Source organism: Bradyrhizobium sp. Pa8, from assembly GCF_052588265.1.
This window is the reverse complement of the sequence record NZ_CP176767.1, coordinates 1,474,053-1,493,086: the sequence shown is the minus strand read 5'-3', so window position 1 is coordinate 1,493,086 and position 19,034 is coordinate 1,474,053. Positions and strand designations below refer to the sequence as shown.

19 protein-coding genes are annotated in these 19,034 nt (G+C 57.5%); 10 read left to right on the top strand and 9 right to left on the bottom strand.

What is annotated here, in order from left to right; all coding sequences use genetic code 11:
* The first annotated feature begins 7 nt into the window (after positions 1 to 7).
* A complete protein-coding gene (locus tag ACKWRH_RS06875; protein WP_445219860.1) occupies positions 8 to 598 on the top strand; it encodes a UPF0489 family protein in 591 nt (196 codons plus the stop codon).
* On the opposite strand, the gene ACKWRH_RS06870 is transcribed toward ACKWRH_RS06875, so the two are convergent.
* From ACKWRH_RS06870 to ACKWRH_RS06860, 3 genes are all read right to left on the bottom strand, one after another.
* Entirely contained in the window at positions 587 to 1,702 is a 1,116-nt protein-coding gene (locus ACKWRH_RS06870) for a hypothetical protein (protein WP_445219859.1), read from the bottom strand. The genes ACKWRH_RS06875 and ACKWRH_RS06870 overlap by 12 nt on opposite strands.
* A complete protein-coding gene (locus tag ACKWRH_RS06865) occupies positions 1,695 to 2,513 on the bottom strand; it encodes a hypothetical protein (protein ID WP_445219858.1) in 819 nt (272 codons plus the stop codon). The genes ACKWRH_RS06870 and ACKWRH_RS06865 overlap by 8 nt, the downstream gene beginning before the upstream one ends.
* A gap of 199 nt (positions 2,514 to 2,712) precedes the next feature.
* Positions 2,713 to 3,030, bottom strand: coding sequence for an LA2681 family HEPN domain-containing protein (locus ACKWRH_RS06860; RefSeq protein ID WP_445219857.1), 318 nt, complete (start codon positions 3,028 to 3,030; stop codon positions 2,713 to 2,715).
* Here ACKWRH_RS06860 and ACKWRH_RS06855 point away from each other — a divergent pair.
* From ACKWRH_RS06855 to ACKWRH_RS06825, 7 genes are all read left to right on the top strand, one after another.
* Positions 3,029 to 3,904: a DUF7380 domain-containing protein gene (locus ACKWRH_RS06855; RefSeq protein ID WP_445219856.1), complete on the top strand. Its 876-nt coding sequence runs from the start codon at positions 3,029 to 3,031 to the stop codon at positions 3,902 to 3,904. The genes ACKWRH_RS06860 and ACKWRH_RS06855 overlap by 2 nt on opposite strands.
* Positions 3,905 to 3,949: 45 nt before the next feature.
* Positions 3,950 to 4,972, top strand: a complete 1,023-nt coding sequence (locus ACKWRH_RS06850) for a DUF4209 domain-containing protein (protein ID WP_445219855.1) — start codon at positions 3,950 to 3,952, stop codon at positions 4,970 to 4,972.
* Positions 4,973 to 5,281: 309 nt separating this feature from the next.
* The gene (locus ACKWRH_RS06845; RefSeq protein WP_445219854.1) at positions 5,282 to 5,569 is read left to right on the top strand and encodes a hypothetical protein; all 288 of its coding nucleotides are present in this window, start codon (positions 5,282 to 5,284) and stop codon (positions 5,567 to 5,569) included.
* A 178-nt stretch (positions 5,570 to 5,747) separates the two neighbouring features.
* On the top strand, positions 5,748 to 6,773 hold the full coding sequence (locus ACKWRH_RS06840; protein WP_445219853.1) for an IS110 family transposase: 1,026 nt from the start codon (positions 5,748 to 5,750) through the stop codon (positions 6,771 to 6,773).
* A 343-nt stretch (positions 6,774 to 7,116) separates the two neighbouring features.
* Positions 7,117 to 7,911, top strand: a complete 795-nt coding sequence (locus ACKWRH_RS06835; protein ID WP_445219852.1) for a hypothetical protein — start codon at positions 7,117 to 7,119, stop codon at positions 7,909 to 7,911.
* Positions 7,868 to 8,230, top strand: a complete 363-nt coding sequence (locus ACKWRH_RS06830) for a hypothetical protein (protein ID WP_445219851.1) — start codon at positions 7,868 to 7,870, stop codon at positions 8,228 to 8,230. The genes ACKWRH_RS06835 and ACKWRH_RS06830 overlap by 44 nt, the downstream gene beginning before the upstream one ends.
* A gap of 408 nt (positions 8,231 to 8,638) precedes the next feature.
* A complete protein-coding gene (locus ACKWRH_RS06825) occupies positions 8,639 to 8,923 on the top strand; it encodes a DUF3892 domain-containing protein (RefSeq protein WP_445217588.1) in 285 nt (94 codons plus the stop codon).
* Positions 8,924 to 9,807: 884 nt separating this feature from the next.
* Here ACKWRH_RS06825 and ACKWRH_RS06820 read toward each other — a convergent pair.
* Positions 9,808 to 10,443, bottom strand: a complete 636-nt coding sequence (locus tag ACKWRH_RS06820; protein ID WP_445219850.1) for a hypothetical protein — start codon at positions 10,441 to 10,443, stop codon at positions 9,808 to 9,810.
* A gap of 41 nt (positions 10,444 to 10,484) precedes the next feature.
* Here ACKWRH_RS06820 and ACKWRH_RS06815 point away from each other — a divergent pair, with 41 nt between their 5' ends.
* The gene (locus ACKWRH_RS06815) at positions 10,485 to 10,823 is read left to right on the top strand and encodes a hypothetical protein (protein ID WP_445219849.1); all 339 of its coding nucleotides are present in this window, start codon (positions 10,485 to 10,487) and stop codon (positions 10,821 to 10,823) included.
* A gap of 307 nt (positions 10,824 to 11,130) precedes the next feature.
* Here the strand turns inward: ACKWRH_RS06815 and ACKWRH_RS06810 are convergent, their stop codons facing one another.
* From ACKWRH_RS06810 to ACKWRH_RS06800, 3 genes are all read right to left on the bottom strand, one after another.
* Positions 11,131 to 11,520 carry a hypothetical protein gene (locus ACKWRH_RS06810; protein ID WP_445219848.1) on the bottom strand — a complete coding sequence of 130 codons (390 nt, stop codon included), beginning with the start codon at positions 11,518 to 11,520 and terminating at the stop codon, positions 11,131 to 11,133.
* Positions 11,521 to 11,957: 437 nt separating this feature from the next.
* Positions 11,958 to 13,172 carry an AAA family ATPase gene (locus ACKWRH_RS06805; protein ID WP_445219847.1) on the bottom strand — a complete coding sequence of 405 codons (1,215 nt, stop codon included), beginning with the start codon at positions 13,170 to 13,172 and terminating at the stop codon, positions 11,958 to 11,960.
* A 243-nt stretch (positions 13,173 to 13,415) separates the two neighbouring features.
* Positions 13,416 to 13,550 (bottom strand): hypothetical protein, encoded by a 135-nt coding sequence (locus ACKWRH_RS06800; RefSeq protein WP_445219846.1) that lies wholly within the window; start codon positions 13,548 to 13,550, stop codon positions 13,416 to 13,418.
* Positions 13,551 to 14,359: 809 nt separating this feature from the next.
* Between ACKWRH_RS06800 and ACKWRH_RS06795 the strand changes: the two genes are divergently transcribed.
* The gene (locus ACKWRH_RS06795) at positions 14,360 to 15,898 is read left to right on the top strand and encodes an anti-phage dCTP deaminase (protein WP_445219845.1); all 1,539 of its coding nucleotides are present in this window, start codon (positions 14,360 to 14,362) and stop codon (positions 15,896 to 15,898) included.
* 62 nt (positions 15,899 to 15,960) lie between these two features.
* Here the strand turns inward: ACKWRH_RS06795 and ACKWRH_RS06790 are convergent, their stop codons facing one another.
* Positions 15,961 to 16,122, bottom strand: a complete 162-nt coding sequence (locus tag ACKWRH_RS06790) for a hypothetical protein (RefSeq protein WP_445219844.1) — start codon at positions 16,120 to 16,122, stop codon at positions 15,961 to 15,963.
* 1,240 nt (positions 16,123 to 17,362) lie between these two features.
* Positions 17,363 to 18,391 carry an SDH family Clp fold serine proteinase gene (locus tag ACKWRH_RS06785; RefSeq protein WP_445219843.1) on the bottom strand — a complete coding sequence of 343 codons (1,029 nt, stop codon included), beginning with the start codon at positions 18,389 to 18,391 and terminating at the stop codon, positions 17,363 to 17,365.
* Between the last annotated feature and the right edge of the window lie 643 nt (positions 18,392 to 19,034).

Here is a 19,034-nt window from a genome sequence, read left to right as displayed (position 1 = left end):
CCGCTCCATGGCTCCTTCGAACTTGAGGTACGTTGATGAAGCATCCGAAGGCGAATGGCTGGTCCCGTTTCGCGGCCCTTCCGGGGCCTTCACCCAAAACTTCTTGTGGAAGCGTCAGAATGTGTACGTGATGGACAACCATCGCGCGGCGCTGTGGTGCTGGCTGCAACATATCAATCCGAAACAGCCGTATTCGCTCTTTCATATGGATCAGCACTACGACACGCTTGCCAGCCGGATGACGACATGGCTGGACAACCTGCCGCCCGATTGGGGCCTTCGCATCGATGAGTATCTGGCGCGCAAGGTCAAACACCAGGACATTCCACAGCCGCTCCCTCTGTTCGGCTGGGATAATTATCTATCCATTTTCTTGGCCGTGTTCGAAAGCGCGATGGACACCGCCTACTTCGCGACCCATGGTAAGGGCACGACGCCAAAATGCACCCATATGAATTGCGATCTCTGGCATGTGCCATCTAACCTCGACTACTGGTTACTTCTTCTGGCACGGAGGCGACGACGAACCTGCCCGGTGCATGATGTCCGAGGCATACATATCGAATACGATGAAGACAGTCGGCGCTCATTTGGGTAGCGGCAAAATCAGCGTTCTGACGATAGCGCTGTCACCCGAATATTGTGGTGGCTGGGAACACAGCGAAGGGGTCCTGGATATCGTCTTGAAGCCTCTGGGAATCGAATTCGTACTTCTCCGCTGACTCCGCTCCGTCAGCGTAGCAAGCTTGGATGGCTCAAATTCCCAGAAGCTCGGATCATCGCTCTTGGCACAATCGTAGTATGAACGATCGCCGATCAAGATTGGCCACATCCACCAATTAGGGCTCATGCATGATGCGACCAGATAGGTTTCATCCGGCCGGTCTTCGCGCGCCTTGGCCAACGGTAGATAGACGTCAGCCACAATGGAGGGATTGGTAAGCTGGATGTCGTTCTGCTCCAGCACTAAAATCGATTTGGCCCCCTCGTTCGCTTTCCACGCGGCAAGTTTCGGAAACTTCTTGTCGATCGCAGCCTGCATCCGGTCCGCGCGCAGCTTCTCGATATCGTCTATCGTATGCCTGATCTGGAAGTGCGTGCCCGGAACGATTGGCGGCTCGAAGCGGCAAAGGGCCACACCGAATGGCACATTCGGCGGTCTCGAAGGGCCGACACCGTTTCCTTTGTAGTCCGGGAAGGGACGCTGCGGGATCGTCGGCGCGGCCTCTTTTACCCAGCCGATGATTGCCTGCTGAATCGCCGAGAGCTGCGCTGGCTTGCGACCATTCAGCGAATTGATCGGCAGGTAGAGTTCGAACAGAGCGTCCGTTCCGAGCGCATCTTTAAGCGCGGTCGTGATAGGTGCGAAGAGCTTCTCGGTCTGTGCCTCCATGCGTATGTGGCCATCGAACGGCTCGATGCCGGTATGCTCGAGCGCATAAAGCTGACTGCCCAGATCAAAGACCACCTCGACAGGGTGCTGGTGATTTTCTTGCTCAGGCCAACGGAGGTTTGCACGTACTTGCTGTTCGCGCTCTTCGAGGCGGCGCACAATCGCATCACATACCTTACCCTCATTGAAGCTTAGATGCTTTCTCTTGGGCGGACCTTCAAGTCGCTCGCGAAGCATCTTCGAAAGCTCCGCCGCTTCGAGCACCGTTAGATTGCCCAATTGATTGACTAGTCCCGGCAGATCAGCCATAACTCGCTCGTTCCTTGAAAAGCTGCTCGAAAGCCTTGGCGATAGCTTCGCGGCTCTGCAGCCAATTCTCTTCGAAAAGAATTCGGCTATCTTTGGGTAGGATAAAGCCCGGGCGAGCGATCCGGACGAGCAAGTAGCAAACTGTATAAACACTCAGAACCGTAAAGAACGAGCGCATCAATACATCATGCACGTACACTGGACCGTTGCTCTCCCAGAGAGCGCCATCGCTTGAATCGGGACGCGAATGAGTAAAATTGCATAACTGACGAAACGTCATGCTGAGAATCTCGCCGTCAGCCAGCAGCCAGTTGCATTGCTCCTCAGTCAGTATCCCGTGCAGCCGTTTTCTCACGCGCGTGAAGCCCAGTTCTGAGCCGCTGGTTTTCCATGTGACGTAGTCGGCATCGGCCGGCTTTAGATTGCCATATGAACCTATCATAACCAGTTCGAGCGCCACGCGAAGTTCTGCCATGGCGGCTCGGTAGTAGCCGTGCAACAGAAGAAAATTGACGCACTGAAAGGCATCAGCGGCATCTAGCATGCAGCTATAGAGCTCGTCGGGATGATCGGGATCTCCGATGGCAACAATCCAGTCGCTCCACAGGCTGTGAAGGAGACTTAGCCGGATGCCATTGTGGTCTGATGTGCGAATGGCCACGTCGTCGGTAAGATGAGTGATGCCGGCCCATGTTTGTTCATCAATCAAGTCGGTCGGCGCAATATCGTCTCCATCACTGATGGCAAAATCATCTGGTTCAAGTTGATGTCTAATGGCGCGGAAATCTGTAAGAGGCAGCTTTCTCGTCATGGGTATTCCGTGGCATTACCGGGGGCGGGTCAACTGGTAGCGCCGTCCACAATTCCGGCACGCTCACGCCCTCCCTCGCCGTATCTTGAATTTTCCGAATGCTAACCCGCCAAGATTGCATGAACAAGCCCGGCGGATCGCGGGATGCCGACCGGCGCTCCGAAGCCAGTGCTCGGGCTGACCTCAGACCTTCCACTTGTCAGACCAACGATCCAGGATCATCGGGCATCTTGAGGCCCTTCGGTGCCGCTCGGTCGCGCATGGCCTCTTCCTGATGCATGCCGAGCGCCAGATAGATCAGACCGGCGCGGGCAAGACGATAGAGTTGAATGGTCTTGGCATTCAACTCGCTGCGCGCGACCGAATAGGCTAACCGGTCCGCCCAGGGATCGGGCGGTGCGCTAGCTTGTTTGCGCATCAGGATTTCGTGTACCCGGAGATAGCTGTGCTCGAGGTGATTGCGGATTGTATATAGCTCCTTTGCATCGGGCTCCCTAGCTGATAACGAGAGGACCATGGAGGATCTATCTGCCGACAATACATCGGAAGACGCGAGCGCACCGAACCCGTTGCCTCCGCCTTGGGCTAGAGCGACCCTGTCTGACCTCATTGATTTCCACTTCGAAGCTCCGGTGGCCGGATCGAAAAGCGCGGACAGCTCGACGTTGTCGGACCTCTTTAGCGCCGCTGGCGGGCCCATAGGTTCAAATGGTGAATTGCCCGACACAGCGGCGGCGCGCGTCTTCCACATGCTGACGGCCGCCACCGGGATGATGTTTCGATCGAAAGAGCCGAACGAGCCCTTCGGCGCGCTGATGGTTACGGCCGATGGTCGTCGCACGGCACTTCCGGTCGATTTTCGCGGTCCGCCTGCTGAGGTACTGGCAGAGATGGCAAGACGCGCTACGCACCCGGTCCTCCGCGCGCGGCTTGCGGACATCTGTTGGGTCGTCGATCCCAAGGCCCAGCTCGCGGCCGTAGCCGCCGAATCCTATGCCAACATCGTCGCGAAGGTCGATGTGGATGAGCTCCGCTTTCGCGGCGAGGATGATCGCGGCGTCCTTACGTACGACGCCCGCGACTTGCTGCGTCGCGCACTCCTGATCGGCCGTGCCATTGGAGCGGTCAAGCCAGGCCCAGCAGCGCGAGATACTGTAACGGCATTGAGGGTTAGGGCTTTTGAGCAAGGATTGATGGTGCCGTCCCTCTGGTTTGGCCATCTTGCTCTCGATTTCGGCGTCGGCGATGCCGGCGAGATTGGTAGCCAGATTGAGGCACTGATTGCCAGGCTTCCCGCGAGTTCTGATCCCCACACTATCGTCAAGCTTTGGCGCATGGCCTCGCGTGCCTATCGTATCGCCAAGCGAGCCGACGATCAGCATCGTACCTAAATAGCTGCCGCCGACCAACTCGTCGCCATCGCAGCCAGCCAGCCAATGGCTCTTTTGGCCTCCCAGACCCTTACCGAAGCGATTGCCGAGCTCCACGGCGTCCCGGGCACGAAGGAGCGGTCAAAGGAGCTGAGGCACGGGTTGATCGATGTTCAGGCTGGTATTGCCGACGAAATGTCGGGCTTCGCTCTTCCCACAGACTTCGAGGGATTGGCGAGGCAGGTCGAAGAGCAGATGCAGCACGCTTCGTTGCGTGACAAGCTGTTCTCTTTCGCAGCACTCAGCAGATCTCCAGATCCGGCAACGCTTGAGCAGGAAGCCCGAGATACCATCCGGGAACACCCGTTGTCATCGCTCTTTGGCAGTTCGCACCACGACCGTGAGGGTAAGGTTGTGCACCGGAGCGAAGGTGCTGGGTTTGGCGATGGTGCAGACGCCTCCGCCGTCGAACGCCAGATAGCTCAAGGCGAAACTATTCGTCGACACATCGCGGCATCTGCCGCCGAGATCGCACGCCAGACGATTACCCGAAATCACTATGTCGCCGATGAGGTGTTCGAGCAGTTGCTGGTGCATAGCGCCTTCGTACCGCTCAATCTTGTTATGACTTACTCCCGCGGCTTCACTCGGTTCTTCCGGGGCGATTTTGTCGGCGCAATTTACATTCTAACGCCTCTTGTCGAACAATCGCTTAGGCATGTGCTTAAGAGTTCCGGACATGATGTCTCGAAACTCGATGACGCGACAAAGACACAGGAAGATCGTACAATCTCATCGCTCTTCGATCCGATGCGCTCCGAGCTACTCGCTGTGTTCGGCAACGCAATTGTCGCGGACATCGAGAATGTGTTTTTGACGAAGATCGGCCCCAATCTGCGCAACCGACTTTCGCATGGCTTGCTCAGCGATGGTGACCCGTACGGAGATGATGCGATCTATGCATGCTGGCTCATCTTTCACCTGTGCATGTTGCCGCTATTTGGGTTTCGTTCCCAATTGACACTCCCCTTCGACTGCGCACCGGAAGATCAGAATGATTCCGCCGACGCAGCGGAAACCGCTGCGTAGCAAGGCGCGAGCAGAACGGCCGCTCGCCATACGAGCGTGTGTCTGGAAGGCGACTTCTTCGGAATGGTTGGAAACCTTCCGCAATGCAGCATTTTACCTTTGACTTCAGACCTACCAAAAAAAGACAATGAGCGCGTTCCTTCGGCCCGCTTATCGAAGCTCAAGGCGTGCCAGGATAGTGGGGTTACCTGATATTGGCAGGTCGAGTTTAAGGCTGCGCCAGCGAGGTTCAAGCGAACACTCCCATCTATTGCTCGGGAATGTCCTTTGCAGCCGCCGAGGACTAACCAACACAACTTGGGAGGACACATGGAGCCGAACGCCGCCAGCTTAAACTTACGTGCTGACGACATACTAGAGGGTGCTGCCGCAATCGCCGAATATCTGTTCGGATCACGCGAGCTTCGGCGCAAAGTATATTATCTGGCCGAGACGTCGAAGCTGCCCGTCTTCCGGTTGGGGTCTGTTCTCTGTGCGCGCAAATCAGTGCTCGCCGGCTTCATCAAAGGTCAAGAAAGGCAGCCGATCAGATTGCTTCACCTTCGGGCGCAGATTGCTGCATTAACTGAAACCATACGCCAGCTCGCCCCACCATGATGGCGGCGCGCTTGGCCACGCGCAGATAGCTCTGGCGCAGTTCGATGCCCTCCCAAATCACAGCGACGGATCAATCGCTTCCGAATTCTTCACATGGCGTAATCGCGGCTGACGACTTCTTGAGGACACGAGGGGCGGTAGGATCGGCCTCAGCAGATTATCGAAAGGGAGCAGCTCCATGAAGCAGTACGTTGGTTTGGACATCTCTATGGAAGAGACCAGCATTTGCGTTTTGGACAAGAGCGGCGACGTGTCATTCGAAGGTTGCGTGTCCACCGATCCGGAGGCGATCGCTCAACTCTTGCGGCGGGATGCCGGCAATGCTGAGCGGATCGTTTTCGAAACGGGCGCGCTATCCAATTGGCTCTGGCACCAACTCAGAGCGCTGGGCTTTCCGGTGATTTGCCTTGATGCACGTCATGCCAACGCAGCGTTATCGATGCGCATCAACAAGTCGGACCAGAACGATGCCAAGGGGCTAGCCGAAATGGCGCGCATGGGGTGGTACCGAGAAGCTGCCGTGAAGGGGGCAGAGAGCTGGAAAACCCGCTCAATGCTGGCGGCTCGAACCAAGCTGGTGAATCTGCGGCGAGATATTGACAACCAAATGCGAGGTCTGTGCAAGGGGGTGGGAATAGTGCTCGGCAAGGCCGGCTCGACCAACCTGGCTCGCAAAGTCGACGCCGTGCTTGCTGATGCGCCGGATCTACAAGAGATTTTCGCACCGCTGCTCCTTGCCCAGTCCTGTTTGACCGAGCAAATTGAGAAGTTCGATCGACAACTCCTGGCCATGGCAAAAAGCGACCAAACGGTTCGGCGAATGATGACCGTTCCCGGTATCGGTCCCCTGACTGCCCTGTCCTTCGTCGTTACCATCGACGACCCCACTCGCTTCAGACATTCCGCCGACGTGGGCGCCTATTTAGGCCTGACACCAAGACGTTATCAATCCGGTGAGATCGATCACACTGGCCGCATCTCCAAGCGTGGCAACCACCAGGTTCGAACTTATTTGTTCGAGGCCGCGAACGTCCTACTGACCGTCGTCCGGCGAGATTCTGCGCTCAAGCGCTGGGGCAGCAAGCTGGCCAAACGCATCGGCACAAAAAAGGCCAAGGTTGCTCTCGCTCGCAAAATGGCTGTCATCCTCCATGCCATCTGGACCGATGGCACCGAGTTCCAGGCAGAGATGCGCGCCGCTTGAACCAGCCTTAACCAACCGAGATCCGCCTCGGCGGAAAATGCGTCCCTGCCGGGACGAAGGTGTTGGCAATCTCGAAGTCGCCCCTGCGGGCGGTAACGCACCGCGCTCTTAACATCGAGATGCCACACTTCTTGAACGCCATCATGCGGCGCTCACTGCATAGAGACGACCGCGGAAAGAACCATGAACCCGGCAGGGGATCATTTTTGTCGATCGGGGTTGACACCCTGCCCGCGATTAAAGAACGGGCGACTATTTATCGTTGGTTGTACGCGCCAAGCGAAGCTAGCCTGAACCTATGGAGCAAGCAGAGTTCATCCGCATTGTAACGGAAGCGCCAGGCATGTTTGCCTGGATGCTAGGTGCTGGCACGTCCCAAAGTGCAGGTCTCCGGACAGCCTGGGACATCATTTGGGACCTGAAGCGACGCTACTACTGCTCCGAAGAGCATCAGGAAGTTTCGTCGAACGATCTGCAAAACGCAGCGGTTCGCGAGAAGATCGAATCCTATCTGATGTCACGCGGCTTTCCCGCGTCGAGCGATCCCACGGCCTATAGCCGAAGTTTCGAACTGATCTTCGGCGCCGACCTCGAACGGCAAAGCCGTTATCTCCAAGCCAAGCTCTCCGAGAAAGTATCGTCGCTCACCGTCGGTCACAGGATCTTCGGCGGGCTGTTCAGCATGGGGGCAATCAAGGTCGTGTTCACGACCAATTTCGATACCGTCGTCGTCGAACGCGCCGTGGCCGAGGTTACGGGCAAGAGCCTTGCTCCCTTTCATCTGGAAGGCAGCTACGCCGCGAAGCAGGCGCTGAACAACGAGGCCTTCCCGATCTACTGTAAGCTGCACGGCGACTTTCGCTACGCGAGCATCAAAAATCTTACCGAGGACCTGAAAACACAGAATGCTGAAATGGGCGACTGCCCTGTAACGGCCTGCAATCGGTTCGGCATGATCGTCGCGGGCTATAGCCGAACGCTGTCCCTACCGCGCTCGCGCTGCCAAGCACATGCCGCGCGGAGTGCGAGTCTACGGGCATGCCCCTCAAGCTGTATCGACCAATGGTCTCCATTGCACCTACCAGGATCGGCAGGTGTCGATCTCATTTGGTCTGGGGCAAATGCGCCATGCGACTGAATTAGATTCGATCTTTGAGGTGATTGAGCATCACCGCGGGCTTTCCGCGCAACACGATGCCGCTGCATCCATATCCGCAAAACTCGTCGAAGGACCCGAATTTGACGCCGCCGAGGCAATCAGCGAGGAGCGGTTGTTGGCTCTCGACCAGTACGGAGACGTGCTCATCCACTCCAAACCGACAACGCTTGCTGGCGCCATCGCACTGAGCCGCTACGTCGCCAGCCTACCGGCTTGGCTGCTGTCGGATGAATATGATTGGCATCATCCGTTTCTAACGACGCTGGCGGACGCGCTGGACAAGGGCGCCACGCCATAAAGTTGACGGCTCGACGTAGCGCCTGCACCGACGCTAGCCCGTTACACGGTGACAATTAGTAAAAACAGCGCGGACGCGACTCGGCGTCGGTGTATTGCGTAGCCCGACGCTGTCCCTATCGCGCCCGCACTGCCATTGAAATTAGCAACAACGTGACTCGGCGCTTTGGGGCGTCGCAAGCACGCAAGCGCTGTCCCTATCACGCGCCGCTAACTTCAGTGGCCGGCCCGGCCACCTTGAATGGCAAGGCGGACCACCGCGCTCCCGCGGTGACGGTAGGGTCCCGGGAGCCGCGAAGTTGTATCAGGGAAAAGGACTGCACCGCACCTACCAGGACTGGTGGCCGCCGAATCCAACCGTCGTGGACTAGGCTGGTCCTCAGCCTTTTGCCAGATTCAGGAGACGTGAATGACCAAACGCGCACGCATTCGCTACGTCAACAAGACGGACAGAAAGAACCCTCACGAAAGAATCTCACATGTTGGCGGGGCAAACCCCGACGGTACGCCGTGGAAGCGATCCATCGATCAGGCTATCCGAGACATCGAGAGCAACGAGTGGGAGTTCTATGTCGAAGAAAACGGCCGCAGAGTTGATGTCGTGTGGGCCACGCACGAGGGGTACAAGTACATCAAGACGGCGGCGGATGACATTCATCCAAACAATCTTCTATTGCTCGCTGAGTGTCCGTGACACCGCGACTGACAGCAGCTCAGCCAACATGGCTTGACGATTTGATGGTCTTGCGAGGTAAATGAACGTTTCGAGGTCCAAATGATCCGCGAGATTGTTACTATCGCCTTCGCCGTCTTGGCTGTCAGGCTACTGATCGCAAACCACCTGGTACGACGAGGAGACGCCTTGAATTGCGTCCGGCGGCGCTAAGTTTCCACCATGCCTCCGCCAAACAGACGCAGCCTGCCGAACCCACTGGACCTCACACTCGTCAAAAACGAGATGGTGAAGGGGCAACGGATCATCGTGAACGCAGCGGCGGGTCCCAGAATGGCCGGCCGACATGGCGTTGTTCTCGGATCTGGCGGAACACGCTACCGCGTTCGTGTTCTGCTTGACGGATCAAAGCACGAGATAACACTACACGCGCGTTTTGTGGATGTGCTGAACGAGAACGAGCCATCGGCTTGACCGCTACATTCCGAGAAGTAGTTTCGGACGAAGTTCGTCCGAAACTAAAATCAGATAAGAATCCCAGGGGCCGGTCGCATATGTGCTCGCCGATCCTGGCACGAATTGCACAGGCGCGAGGTCTAAACGTCGGCTAACCTTCACTCATGGATAATGAAATTGTGGTACGCGCGGTAGCTATTGCGGCGGGGCTCTTCACCGTGGCCGCCGTCGCCGCGCTCTTGTTCGCACATTGAGCCTCGAAGGTTCGCCGCGGCCGTCAGCTTCTCGTCAGGTCGACACGGCATACGGGAAAAACTGAAGCTCGTAAAAAAGGCAACCCCTCATCCGGCGGTGGGGGTTGCCGGCGCACAGACTGAGCTTTGGAGGCACGCGGTGATGTTTCCGCCCGGAAGCGCACCGCGTGCCGATCATTTTGGGGGCATTCAACGTTAGCGCCCGCTAGGCACCCCGTTCGTCGTTGGCACGACGCGCTTCGTCACGTCGCTTGCCGTGATCGTTGTCAATATGACATGGCCGCCGACAACGTGGCGCCCATCGAAGCGTTTGCGACGCTGGATCTCCATGCAGTGCAGCAGATAAGAGTCTGGGTCGACCTTCTCCACGTCGGCAATCAGGTCATAGCCTGCCTCTTGAAATTCCTCGCGCGATGTCGGCGGCATCGCAATGATAGATAATTCTGTCAAACTGGTCGCAACGTGCTTTTCCTCAAAGTCGGCGTTCTGTCTGACCAACAATGCTTGCGGGCTGCCTGCCGTCTCCAGCTCAATAGAGTAAATCGCTGGCCGATCTTCCTTTTCGTGCCAACCAGCCAGCACGACGCAAGATACCGCATCTCCATTGCAATACTCGCGCGCGCAGCGCTGGAAATGAAGAGTGACCTCCAATTCAGCGGTTTCGATCAAATCATCAAATGACTTATAAGCGAGCCGCCCCGCCATCCATTCGCCGAACCGTGCCGGACCAGTCGCAGTCAGCACGGCATTCAACCGATGCAGGCGATGAGCCTTAATGAGATTCACATCCCGTGGAATGCCTTCAAGATATGAAAGCCCGTCCGTCAGCAAGAATGCCGCGTTGCAGCGACCGGAATTGTGGTTGCGGTCCTATGCCCATCGTGAGCCCAGTGCGCAGCATTCGCCCCCGATTGACGGAAGCGCACAACGGAATCGCCACGGCGCTCAATCACGATTTCCGGCCACGACCGGACAAAAGTCAGGAAGGAATGCCGCGCCGCTATGTCGCCTCTACGGGCCATCTCGACCTCGACCGCGATGGCATCGGCCGCATTTCGCGGAATGCAGTTTGGCGCATCGCCGGCAATATGAGCGCCAGCAGGTGCCAGCGCTCCGTAGGTCTCGACAGACGTTTCTGCCTGGCGAAGTTTGGGCGAGGTTGCCACAGCCATAATCAAGCGGAGGACATCATCCTCGCTCAGGTCTGGTGACCTCGCGGGACCTCCCGAAGGGATCTTCCCGGCCTCAGAGAGGCGCCGGGCAACATGTTTGACTCGTGCGGGATCGAATCCAAGGGAGTCGACCGCGGCGAGGACGTCGGCGAGTTTCGCTACGTTTTCTTCTCCTCAATGAAAAATGTCGATTACGGTGTGGGAAAAATAAGCCGCATGCGGCTTCACGGCTCGGGGCCGGCAAAGCAACGCCGGCCGAAACCGGCGTCAAAGTCTTGCACGTCACGTGGACCACAAATTGTGGCCTCATATCTCTTGCAACGAGACCGTTGATTGGCGCAAACCGCTAGGTAGCCATAAGTTCAGCTAGCTTTCGCGCGGCGCGAACTACCGCCTGTTTGCCGATTCCCTCCAAGCGTTTACTGCTACCTGGACCGGCAACCAGCTCGCCGATCTCAGCGGCTGTATTGTCATCGAGAACCGCATCCAACACGTCTGCGTGCTTCCCCATTTTGGCCCTGAGGCGGCTCTCGTCGATACCTCGCACCATGACGTCCTCGACCGTCTGGGTATTAACTTGGGCTGGCGAAGCCTTGGCCTTACGCGGGCGGCGGAAACGCTCGACGTGCACGGCCGCGCTGTACGGGGGGAGCTTCTTTTCGAAGGTTGGACCTTTCTTCGCCTTCTCATCCTCCTCGTACATCGCCATCAGGTCTTCGGCGCTCGTCGTCTCCATCAGGGTTTCGACGATGGTGCCCCTCGGGCGTAGCGGGTTTATTGACAGGCCGCGCTGGTGCGGCATGGTTGTCGTTATCGGCGATGAGGGCCTTACCGGTGAGTTCTGACCACGCGTTGATGTTGCGCAGCGTAATGGTATCGCCGGCCTTGTGGAGGTCTGGAATTAGCTGGGAGCGGTTCACAGGGGGAATATCTCTCGTGACGTGACGTACCTGGCTGTTGTCGGCTCTTGGCGTGGCCGGTTTCCGGCTGCACACTTTTTGAAAACTTGCGGGATGACGTCTGCGATTGTGGGTAGCTAAGTGCGCCCGGTTGGAGAGCGTGAGAAGGCCCCCGCCTCTCCTTGTCTCGACAGTTCATCTTCAAGTTCACCATCGGCAGGTGCAGGTGCATCGGTGCAACCCCTAAAGGGGGGGTGCACCTGCACCTTTGCACCTAGCCGCTTAAATGGTCGCTTGGTGCAGGTGCAAGTGCATCAGGTGCATGCACCTCATTTTGCACCAAGGCCGGAACGTAGATCTTCGGGGTTCCGGACGATGTGACGTGGCCTGCCTCTTCAAGTGCCTTGACGGCCCTCTTCCACCTTGACGCGATGGTGTTCCCCTTCACGTCGGGATGCATCTGGTGATACCTCGCTTGCCACATGCCGCCGCCGACAGGACGCCCGCCTCCTGAAAGCTCGGTCAGGATGTCCATAAGTTCGGTCTCTGCCTTGGCCTGCACCGTTTGGCTCGCGGTCTTGGCAAATCCTGCGACGTCCGCCGCCTTGACCGCGACGGGCGCGGTAATCGGCTCGCCGTCCTCATCCGTGCCGAGGCCGACGGACTCCATGCGGAAATTGCAGATAACGCCTTCCTCGCCGTCGTCGGTGCCGTCGCACTCCAGCACATGGCCGGCCGCGTTCTTCTTGACCATGAAGGACGCATCAACCGCGCCGTCCAGGTCAATGGCGCCTTTGCCACGTTCGCCTGCCCAACTGGTGTGATGCACCACAGTCAGGTGCGATCCGGTCTCAGCAATAATCGTGTCGCAGGACCGGACATACTTCGCCATGTCTTTCGATTGATGCTGGTCTCCCGGCCCGAAGGTGCGAGTCAACGTGTCAACGATAATCCAAACACAAGGCAGGCCGGTTATCTCAGCCGCTTTCTTCACTGCCATGGCAATCGCCATCGCGTGAAGGGTGCCGGTGGTCATATCTATCAGGCCACCAAGCACGAGCAGCGGAAGGTCTTTGACGCCGTGCTTCTTGCGGAAGGCCAGCATGCGCCGCTCGGTCAATTTCTTGCGCTCGGCCGCCACGTAGACAACTAAGCCTTGCTTCACCTTCCTGCCCATCCATGGCAGGCCGGCCGCAATGTGACATGCAAGGTCGGTCACGATGACGGACTTTCCTGACCCTGGCAGGCCACTAATCATCGTGAACTCGCCAGCGCCACGCATACCCTTGACGACAGGGAGCTTCCGAACGTTGGCCGGGTCGGCCGTTGCCCAATCCGGCTCGCCATCTTCCCCGGCCGGTGCAAGGACAACGTCAGCGAGGCAGTGGCCTTGGTCGGTCAGGACGTCATAGATGCCGAAGGTAAGGTCGCGGGTTTCGTCAGTCGGGATTGGGTCGGTATTGGTAGATTTAGCTTGCGAGACGTTCATTCTGCGACAGTCCTACGACGGTAAGGTGGGCAATCTTGTTGGCGATGTCGTGGTTGAATGCACAGGTGCGGCCACGCTCATTGTCAGGACCAAACGCGCGGTACGAACCGTCCGGCGCTCGCGAAACACGCACGCCGTAAATCTTGATGCCTTCGGCCGTCTCGACATCGACGTGGGCAATAGCTCCCGCACCCGCTCGCGCAGGGCGTAGTCCAATAATTCTCATCTCAATCCTTATGGTTGTTAGGAAGCGGCGAGGCTGGCCGCATATTGCGGTCTTGCCTCGAAGAAAAACTCGCCATCCGCCTGGCAGATTACGATTCCACGCCGGTCTGTTCCGGCGACCGCCAGCGCGAGATGCCTGTCGAAGCCGGTCAAGCTCGTATCCGACAGGATACGCCTTGCCCAAGCATGACGTTTTGCCCGAATAGTCACGAACAGCCTCCGATGGAGGGAAAGATCGCGCCCCGGCCTGAGCCAGTCGGCGCTATTGTTGCCGGGTGTGCCGCCGAATCTGGTTGGCAACACAAATACGATTGGCAGCGCGCATACGCAGGGCGTCGCTTCAGAAAAATGAGGGTCGGACAAGACGGTTGGCGCGCCAAGAAGGCGTCGCCGACTAAGGCGGCCTTCGTTTGTTCCGTTGACAATCTAAAAGCGATTTATCTGGTTGTGCGGTTGTGCTGCGGTCGAGATCGACCGCCCCGGCGAGCGAAATAGGTTAGGCAATCGCCAAAAATCTCTAAGCGGTTCAATTGCACTGAAATTGACTAACCTGAGCCACAACCGATTGATTTACCGATATTCTGTCAGTCCTGCCGGGATCGCCAACGATAAAACTGGGCTTTGATTCTGCTCAAGAAAACTGCCCTTAGTTACCCACTTTTGAGAACCCTTGTTCTGGTGGGCAACAAACGGGCTTCTGGTTTGACGTGAGGGATGATGCTGGTCGACGAAGCTGCGCCAGACGGCGGGGAGACCCACCGCGCGCGATAACGCGGCCGAACCCAAGCTGATCTAGCAGAAAGGCGGCGTCCCACGCCCCATCAACGCTGCTGATCGTCCTGGTTGCAGTGCAAAAGGTCCCTCCCCGATTGAGGCGTACGAATTACTTGCAAAACTCAGGAGTCTTTGGAGGCGTCTAAAGCTTTGCCGAAGGTTTGACGAAATTTCAGGGTGTATATTCGATGGCTAGAGCAAAGGGCGCTGGCGCGGCCAAAATCACAGTCGCGAGCAACACTGACAACGTCGCGGAGATCAAAGACACCCATACGAGTGAACTCGTTATCGCCCTCTGCGGTCCAATCGGATCGCCTATCAACGAGGTCGCCAAGGCGTTTAAGGAGTGCCTGGAGAAGAGCTTCGGGTATGACTATGCCGAGATCCTGAAACTCAGCCGTCAGATCGAAAAACTTAGCGGATCGGCACCGTCCGGGAACGAATTCAAGCGCGTCAAATACCTGATCGATAAAGGCGACGAACTCCGGGAAAGGCACGGCGCCGGCGTATTAGCCGAACTCGCGGTCAGCGAAATCGCCCTCGATCGGCAGAAACACCAAAAGAAGGACGGATCCGAAACATTCGAGCCGCGGCGGGTGTGCCACATCATCGATTCGATCAAGAATCAGCAGGAACTCGATTTGCTGCGGTTGGTCTATCGAGACATGGTCTACGTGGTGGGAGTGTACGCACCTCAATCGCGCAGGACCAAGGCACTCGAGCAGAAAGGCATGACCCTACAGCAGATCTACACGCTCATCGACCGCGACTCGGGCGAAGAGTTTGCCCACGGTCAGACTGTCAGGGATACCCTCCCAAACGCCGACTTCTTCCTCCGGATCGATTCGAATTCCGGCAGCCAAGTGGGGGCGCGGGTCGAACGCTTTCTGAACCTCATCTTGGGGGTCAAGGTAATGACGCCTACGTACTCCGAAACGGCAATGTACGCTGCCGCCTCAGCTGCGGGTAACTCGGCCTGCCTATCCCGTCAGGTCGGTGCCGCGATCACCGACGCGCAGGGGGACGTGATCGCGACCGGCTGGAACGATGTCCCTAAGTTCGGCGGCGGCCTCTACGCAGCCGACCCCAACGGCGACCCGAAGGCCGACCATGACCTTCGCTGCTGGAACAAGGGCGGCAAATGTTACAACGACGACGAGAAGCACCTGATCGCCGATTTGCTCGTCGACGAACTCGTCGGAGCGAAGGCAATCGGGGACTCGGACAAGGAAAAAGCAAAAAACGCACTTCTTGCAAATGGAAAGCTGAAAAACCTCATCGAATTTTCCCGCTCAGTTCATGCCGAAATGCATGCCATCATCAATGCCGGGAGGAACGGGGCGGCGTTGGCGAAAAGCAAGCTTTTCGTGACGACGTATCCGTGCCACAGCTGCGCTAGGCATATCGTTGCTGCAGGCATCTCGGAAGTTTATTTCATTGAACCCTATCGAAAGAGTTTGGCAACCAAACTTCATGATGATGCAATCACCGAAGACGAGTCGGACACAAATAAGGTTCGCGTGCTTCCGTATGATGGTGTGGCGCCCGCCCGGTTTTTGAAGTTGTTCAGGGTCCCCCGAGACAGCCGCAAGTCCAAAGGCGCCCTCTCGGCAATAGATCCCCGGCATTCTCAGCCGCGTTTCGATAAGACCTTGGAAGCGCTACCGACGCTTGAGGCAGTAGTTGTAACGAGGCTAAGAGAGAAGAACTTAATTCAGGCGGGATAAGTCCAATGGCCAGCAAAATGGACGGACAGCTCAGCTTCGACCTAACCCCTTCGGCCTCCGTCTCAAACGAGCTCGACGAACTTAGCACGAGCTGCATCCTCTCGCTTTGCGCCCATCGCGAACGCAGAGAGGACGAGGAACGCGCTCGGCACTTCTCCGAAATCATCAAATTCGCCGATCACCTCAAACGCAAAGCCTGAAAACGCCCTGTCGTTGAACAGCATCCCTTCGGATGCCTTTCAGCGCCAGGGGGCCGGATTTTCCGCAACAAAGCGATGGGCGCATCTTCAATCGGCTCTAAGCCCAAGGCGCTGATTAGGTCTCCTGGCGAGACATTTACCCACGCACGACCCGCAGTTGCTCGCCGGCGGGCGGGCACACAAGGCGTTGATAATTTGCCAGACAATGCCGGCGCCGGTTTGATGGCGGCATGCGGGGCCCAAAAGATCACCTTCGGCGATCCGCGAGTTGTGCGTGCGCGGCCTCCAGGTTCTACTGCTCCGACTACCATGGCAGCCGCTCCGTCGCGCTCAGCCCCGATTACTGGCCCGACGGTATGCGGCGGTCCGCATCGAGCCGCGGTTCGTGCCGCGCCTGGAGCGGGCGTGACGCGACGTCCGCCGGCCATTTTGCTTGGACTGGCGGCTTTCCGCGTTCTCCAAGGGTCCGTGAGACTGCGAAGGCCTTCCTCGCCGCAGCAGTTGACTATATCCGCTGTTGGCTACCCATTTCGCGCGCAAGATGGCTTTCAAAACGCCTGCTGAGCCCGTTCAGGCCCGCGCTCCGGATCGATGCTCAAGACGATCCGCGATACCTCGCGCCAATCGGCGCCTTCCGCATCGGCATCAAGCATGCGGAGATAGGTGATGACGTGCTCTTCATCGTAAAAAGGTCGGGACCGGCGGGCGCCAGATTGGCGACGACTGGATTGTTGAGAGGCGGCATGGATATCCCTGCGATCACGGGTTGCATCCGTCGGACCATTCCCGGGTTTTGTGTCTCTACCGTGACGCGTTCCGATGGGCTCTGTAAGCTCCCGTTCTGAGGGGCCGCAGCAATGAGCAGAGCCGAGTTTTCAACCACTGTATATCCCCGGCTCTGCAACAGCCCTGAGATGTCCGCTTCATCGCGAGCAAAATAATTAGATCGAATGCAGCCTTCCCAAACAAGCCATCACCGAGCCCATGAGCGAGGCAGGAAGCCAAGGCAACAGCCACGTCAAGCGCTTGCTAACCGCGCGATGTAGCTACCGCCCACACCCTCAGAGGGGGCAAACCGAACGGCAATCTCAGTGGACCTGGTTATTAGCAACGGCACTGTGCGACATAAGAAAAACCCGGATGGAGGCCGGGCTTACAAAATTCGAGCCGCTCTTATTTTCGCTGGCGGCGCCTCGGAATCACCGAGGCGTTCGTCTCTTTGCCATGAGGTGGCAAAGACACTTTGGGCGGGACAAGCAGTCGATCAGCCAGTTCTGCTTGCAGCAGAGCCATTAAGTTTTCCGTTGGCCCCTGTCCTCGGAGCGACGGTTCCCTTTGACTTGGCGGGGGGAGCAGGTCGGCTGAGCGCATTGGCGTTGGTCCTAACTGGTTTAGGTCTCGATATCTTAACAGGCTCTTTTGGCTTTGCAGGCTCTTTTATTGGGTTTTCTGAAGAAAGAAACTTGATGGTTGGCGAACCGTCAGATGAAGTACGGACCGTCAAAGCGGCTTCCTTGAGCACCTCGGTCAAGCCCAGCATTTCTGTCGTTGGTTCCAACACCTTAGTAAATAGGAGCGCTGCCTCCGTGCGATCGATCACAAAGCCATGATTTGGATACGAAGATACAAGGAAGTCGAGGCCCTGCTGTGCCTTCAGAATGCCAGACCTGAAACTGAGTCGTGCTCCATAATTCTTTGTGATGTTCATGGCGCGGCTGTTTTCGCCGATCTTCATCGGGTCAATCTGGCGGTAAATCGGGTCGAGCAGCTTGACCACCATCGTGGATGCCAATTCAGCAGCAGTCCGCGTCGTAATGGAGCCGCCAGTGTCGCGGCGTATGGTTACTAGCAGGTTAAGGAACATTTTCGCCGCTGTGGTTTCCAGCGATTTCATCGCCGAATCGACCGTCAACCCCGACCCCATTTCTAAGATCTCGTCGGATTTGGCGATCTGAATGTCGAGGGGGCCTAACTCACCACGGTCGCCGATATAAATCTCATTGGCAGCCAAAGTGATGAGGGTTCCCGCGCTCTTGCACCATCCCGGCACAAAGAGGGCAATTTCATCATACTTCGCCTGCATCGCACGCCCGATCTTGAAGGCCGCATCAGGATCCCCGCCAGGGGTGACGAGGATCAGAACGAGTTTCTTTTTTCGCCTTCGGGCGCAAATCAGATCGATAAAGCGGCCACTGCTCTTAAACGTGATCTCACCGTTATAAAGTAGCACGTCGGCGCCCATGACCGCCGACAATTTTGTGGCGGCCGCCTCCGCCGCAGCAACATCATACATTACATAAACCCCCAGGTGCCGTGCCACAATGCTGCAAGCGCTTGGGTGCTCGCGCACAAAACGTACGCACGACTGCACATTTTTCCTCAGCCCAAAAACGGGCGAAACCTATCACGGGTGCAATGCAGTTTCTGATCGTTCTGGAGCCGCCCGCCGCTGATTTCCAGCGCGCAGCGGTCAAGCACGGCCACGCCAGCGTCATCGACGGCGCTTTCATTTGGCCCGCTTGGCACCGAGAATATCCTGTAGCAAAGCGCGAGTCTCCGCCCGTAACTCTTCGTCGTCGGTAGCTTGCTCTATCGCTGCCTCGGGGGCCTCAAGCACCAAACTTCTCGGTCTAAGTCGGCGCTTTGGTAGTACTCGTCTATCACGGTGGCGATCGATCGCCGCATCGAAACTAAAAACATTACAGCCGGCGGATTTAGCCATCCCCCCGGCCGCGTCCGACGCGTCCGTCTTCATGGCGCTGATACTGCGCCGATACCGGCGAGGTTGCCTGCTTTCGAGAGCAACAGTGTCCGGTTGACGCCGGACGGCGATGCGGCGGCCGAGCAAAAGAGACGTGCAATCGGCGACATCGATGGCCCCCAGGTCCCGAATATCTTTTGGCGCCTTTGGATATTGTGCCGGCGCCTTTTGCGGA